Below are 4,148 nucleotides of genomic sequence, written 5' to 3'. Positions count from 1 at the left end.
AAACGGCTCCGCGCCGCTCACGAAGACTTCCTACGACCGTTTGCGATACTAAATTTCCTAACTTTGAACAACTCCCCGGGCCAGAAGTCCTCTTCTGGGAATGTGCTGCGGCGAAGAGATCTCCTCGAAGCCCGTTTCTGGCTAACTTCCGCTTGGCCGACAATACCGAAGAAATACAAGCCACGCCCGCAATTCAGCCATCGCCGCAGCTCTCAGATTGTGACCTGCAAGGTGGGTCACCCCGCTACAGGATGCTTCCTTCGTGAACGTGTTCGAACAACTTGCTATTGTCTCGATAATCCACATGCACTCCGACGAGCACTGGGCCTGGCGTATCGAATGCCTTCTTGAGGACCGGCCTAATATCCTCCGAGCGCTGGATCTGGAATGCAGTGGCGCCAAACGCTTCCGCATACCTAATGTAGTCGACAGGACCAAAATCAACTCCCGAAGTACGGTTGTACTTGATTTCCTCCTGCGTGCCGACCATGTCGTAATGGCCATCGATCCAGATCATATGAACAAGGTGCGAATTTAGGCGGACGGCTGTTTCTAGTTCATTTGCCGAGAACAGGAATCCACCATCTCCGGAAATCGAAAGCACCTTTTCGTGAGGACGGACGATGCTGGCGGCGATGGCCCAGGGCAGAGCCACGCCTAGTGTTTGCTGACCGTTGGTGATGAGAAACTGCCGCGCGCGAAAGCTGAAAAGATAGCGACACAGATAGAGGCTAAAGCTGCCCATGTCCGAGCACACTGTCATGTCGGGCGTGAGAATCTGTTGCAGTTCGCTGATGATACGCAAAGGATGAACGGGAACACCAGACTTAGTCGCGGCCTCCGCCATTAGCCGTTCTCGATCCTGAGAGATGATTTGAAGCAGTTCAGCAGATTCGTGAGCGAGGTGACCACGATGTAGAAGCGGAGATAGAGCAACCAGTGTCTCTTCAATATCCCCGATCAGCTCAACAGCAGGACAGTAGTTATTCTCGATGTTCGCCGGCACGACATCGATATGAATAATCGGCCGCTGTTTCTCCTTGTTCCAGATGGACGGCCAGTATTCAACCGCATCATAACCAATGGTGATGACGACATCGCCTGAATCCAGCAGCGCATCTGCTGGTTGATTCGCTAATTGTCCGACGCGCCCTCCGAAGTATGGGAACTCATGCCGCGAAAGAGCTCCCGAAGCTTGAAACGTTCCCACTACCGGAAGCGTCGTGGTGCTCAGCAAATTACGAATCGCCTCGGAAAATTTTGATTTACTCGCCATCAATCCCAGCAAGATCACAGGAGACTTCGCGGAATTGATGAGACGGGCAGCTTCGGAAAGAGATCGCCCGGAAGCTGGTCCAAGCCCGACAAATGAAGATAGACGAATCGGATCGCATTTGGCTTCACCGGTCGCGATGTCGACGGGAAGGCTCACGAATGCTGCGCCGGGACGGTCACCTTCGGCTGCGCGAAATGCGGCTGACAGCACCTCCGCCGTAGCTGCTGGAGAATCGATCTCGGCGGCATATTTCGTTACGGGCCGGCAGAGCGCTACCGAATCCAGCGACTGATGAAGCGACTTCAGTCGATCCGCGACGGCGACACCGCCTCCCAAGGCAACAATCGGGTCACCTTCAGAATTCGCAGTGACAAGTCCGGTAGCGAGATTGGAGACTCCCGGACCCGAGGTGACGAGCGCGACACCTGCTTTCCCGGTCATTCGACCGATGCCGCCCGCTATAAACGCTGCGTTCTGTTCGTGGCGGCACACCACGGTTTTTATGCTGGAGTCGAGAAGTCTGTCGAATACTTTGTCAATCTTCGCGCCGGGTACACCGAAGACGTAGGTCACCCCATGCGCCTCCAGCGTTTCAACGACTACATCGGCACCTGTCTTTATCTGTTGAGAGCTTTCTGTATTTGGATTCGCCATTTGTTGGGCGGTGGCCATGTTCTTTTTTCCCTTAGTCTGATCTACTCCGTTTTTCCAAGATCGGAGGTTGGGTCTTTGCTTAGGTCAGTGGTCAAGAACGACCCCGTTTCTGGGAGACGGATGTCGTATTCGAAAATTGTTTGGATACTTGCCTGAAGCTTTCGCGCGGTGCAATTCAGGACGTGCCCGCCTTTTGTGCGGTCATCAGAGAGAAAGTGAAAGTGATATCCAGGTACGCTGAATGCGCTCGAGTACCTCGGCGACCACAGGCAGACGAGCGTACCTGCCACAGTATCAAAGTGGAACTCGAGCTCCGCTTTTGCCGCGTCCAGAAGTCGAGTGTTTTGCGGAACAGCGTGGACAGCCCGCGTGTGCATCGTGTCGAAGACACCATCCAGGCGCACTGCGTAAAAAAGATTCTGAGAGACCCGGTGCTGGTCGCAGGCTAGTTCTATGTCCTTCAAACATGCAACTGCTCCGATTTCGAAGATTTCCATCTTGCGAAATTGCGTTACCGCGGCGAACGGGATAAGAAACTCATCGGCGCGGTGACGTACAGTTCCCGCAGCTTGATAAATCTCGCCATCGAGGATGATCATCTCGCCGTCGAGCCCTTCGAAGGCGCCAAGGCCAAAATCGCCATGCTGCAAGAGCGTCGATGAACAGTGTGAACCGGTGTAGATGCCTTCGACTAAAGCAGTTGACGTCGAGACCTGGTAAATCCGCGGCGTTAAGGATTCCAGGTAAGTACTCAGCGCTGCGCCCACCAGACTGTCGACCGATATTTTGCTCTGATTGGAAAAATCTCGAACCAAGTTCTCTAAAGACGGCGGTATGGTCACCGCAAGATTCCCCATGTTCGCTCCTCGGCGCTAAACCTAAAATGCAAACCTTGTGCCACTCTTATGGTTCTGAAAACACGCTACAGCACAATCACTTCTGCAACAGGCTATTGTCTTTTGCCAAGTGGTTGACACCGTTGACGTGCTCGGAATGTACTCTGGGGAGTTTGCAGTCGGAAACCAAAGAGATTCGAAGTTAGCGAAATTGGGCGTCAGCCAATTACCGCAGATGGCCGACAATCCGGATGTGCGCTGTGCGCAAGTGTTGTTAACAGTTGTAGGGCTCAAAACCACACACCGGCCTGATTCTTGTTGGTTAACGAGCAATCCTGAAATTATCCAAACGCATTCTCAATGTCTTGTTTGCCGACAACTTGTCCGGCACGCGCTAGGTTTTGCGATCGATCCGAACGTACACGGGCACCTTGTTTTTATTAGCATTCCATAAGCTCAGAAACTCGGTCGGCCACTCTCTCAGGAGATTATTGAATCCGAGGCTGCAAAGAGGTACGTCCCCTCGCTCCGTAACCTTCGCGCCTTGTGCGCCGTTAAATATGTGGAGGACTCATGTCGCAACCGCAGCAGTACATCTATGGTCGCGGATCGGAATCCGAATACGAACGTCTCGTGCGACAGGGCCTGAGATACGAGGAAGAAACGCGCACGACTTTTCAGAAAGCGGGTGTCGGTCAAGCCATGCGAGTACTCGACGTGGGCTGCGGTGTCGGTGAGGTCTCGCGCGTTGTCGCTGACTTAGTAGGCCCAAAGGGTAATGTCGTAGCAATCGACGTCGATCCCGGTGCCTTGGCATTTGCGCGCAGACACGTCCCGGCCCCGAACGTCGAATTCCGTTGCTCCGCCATCGACGACTTCTCTGATCCCGCCAATTTCGACGCCGTAGTCGGCCGATTCATCTTGATGCACCTTAAGAATCCCGCTGCAGCGCTGCAAAAGCTAAGCTCGAACGTACGCTCCGGCGGCATCGTCTGCTTTGTCGAACCGTGGCACGGCATCTCGCTGTCGCACCCGCGAGTCGAGGCATTCCACGCGTTTATGGAGGGCGGATTTCAGGCGCTCCGGGCGGCTGGCGCTCACCTCGAAATGGGTGCACGCCTTTATGCAGACTTCATCGAGGCTGGACTTCCCGCTCCGCAACTGCACACGGCGGCAGCGGTGAGCGTCGGTGACGACAGCGAATTCTTCGAACTGCTGCTCGAGAGCGCACGAAGCGGCATTCGCGCTACCGTCCCCGAAGCGCAGCGCGATTCGGTTCTCGCACAAGTTGAAGGGATCGGCAAAGCCATGCGCGACGAAGCGGTAAGCAAACGCGCCACAATCCTGCTCATGATCAATGTCGGTGCCTGGAGCCAGAAACC

At 54.6% G+C, this 4,148-nt stretch carries 3 protein-coding genes; 1 reads left to right on the top strand and 2 read right to left on the bottom strand.

All coding sequences use genetic code 11. The features are described 5' to 3' along the window. Nucleotides 1–244: 244 nt before the first annotated feature. Both alsS and budA read right to left on the bottom strand, forming a co-directional pair. Complete coding sequence (gene alsS / locus VNX88_19945; protein ID HWY70950.1) at nucleotides 245–1,948, bottom strand: acetolactate synthase AlsS; 1,704 nt, start codon at nucleotides 1,946–1,948, stop codon at nucleotides 245–247. A 23-nt stretch (nucleotides 1,949–1,971) separates the two neighbouring features. After that, nucleotides 1,972–2,787, bottom strand: a complete 816-nt coding sequence (budA, locus tag VNX88_19940) for an acetolactate decarboxylase (GenBank protein ID HWY70949.1) — start codon at nucleotides 2,785–2,787, stop codon at nucleotides 1,972–1,974. A 552-nt stretch (nucleotides 2,788–3,339) separates the two neighbouring features. Here budA and VNX88_19935 point away from each other — a divergent pair. Further along, nucleotides 3,340–4,148: methyltransferase domain-containing protein (locus VNX88_19935; protein ID HWY70948.1), on the top strand; the 809-nt coding region annotated here is incomplete at its 3' end.

Source organism: Terriglobales bacterium (assembly GCA_035567895.1).
GTDB lineage: Bacteria > Acidobacteriota > Terriglobia > Terriglobales > Acidobacteriaceae > Gp1-AA112.
Note: the sequence above shows the minus strand (reverse complement) of the source record. Positions and strands in the feature narration are given on the sequence as shown.